The 930-nt window shown below is 60.2% G+C and carries 1 pseudogene; it reads right to left on the bottom strand.

Annotation, left to right across the window (positions count from 1 at the left end):
- Nucleotides 1-930, bottom strand: a pseudogene (locus tag H8S64_RS22175) (RHS repeat protein); the annotation flags it as partial.

Below are 930 nucleotides of genomic sequence, written 5' to 3'. Positions count from 1 at the left end.
ACCTCTGTCAGTCGGTCCATCCCGTCATAATTGAAGCTCACCCTGTGCCCGGCTTCCTCCCGCCACGTCATGCTGCCCACCGAGTTGTAGCCCATGCGCACGTGTCTTCTTGCGTCACGCGCCTCGGTGATGCTGTCGTAGCTGTCGTAGTCCAGGTGTATGATGTTCCCGTCCCGTGCGTCTATGCGGCGCAGACGGTCCAGCGCATCGTAGTGGTAGAACTCCGTGCGGTACCCGGGGGAGGTGCGTTCCGTCATCCTTCCCCTTGCGTCGTGCCTCCATCCTCCGAGCTTCCTGCCGTCCTCGTGCCATGCCTCGAGGTTCATGTCCCTGTCGTACGAGAGTTCGCTCCGGCGCTTTCCCTTGCTTACCGTCACGGGCAGTCCGTGTTCATCGTAGGCCAGTTCCGTCACTTCTCCCGCAGCGTCTATGAATCCGGTCACGAGGTGCGGGCGTTCCCTGTCGTACAGGCGCACCGTCTTGTTTCCCTCGCAGTCTATGTGGATGATGAGCCGTCCTTCGTTGTCATTGACGAACATTTCCCCGCTGCCGTCGGGATAGGTGATGCCGGTGAGCTTTCCCTCCCCGTCATAGCTGTAGCCCGTCACTCCGCCTTCGGGGTCTGTGGTGCGGTACGGCTCCATGTAGTCCGTGTAGCTGTGGCGTGTCTCGTTACCCAGAGGGTCTATCTCCGCCGTCACGAGCTGTTCGGGCGTGTAGCGGTAGGTGGTTGTCCCTCCCGTGGAGTCGGTCACCAGGTTGTAGCCCTTTTCGGGATGATACTCTATGCGTCCCTCCATCATTCCGTCCCTGCCGTAAGTATGCACGCAGCGTCTCTTCCCGTCGTATTCCCAATAGTAGGTGTCGCCGTTGCGGTCGGTCTTCTCCGTCATCAGGTGTCCGGAGTACGTCATCCTTGTGGTCTTTCCC

It is taken from the genome of Butyricimonas hominis (genome assembly GCF_014287455.1).
Taxonomy (GTDB): Bacteria; Bacteroidota; Bacteroidia; order Bacteroidales; family Marinifilaceae; genus Butyricimonas; species Butyricimonas muris.
Note: the sequence above shows the minus strand (reverse complement) of the source record. Positions and strands in the feature narration are given on the sequence as shown.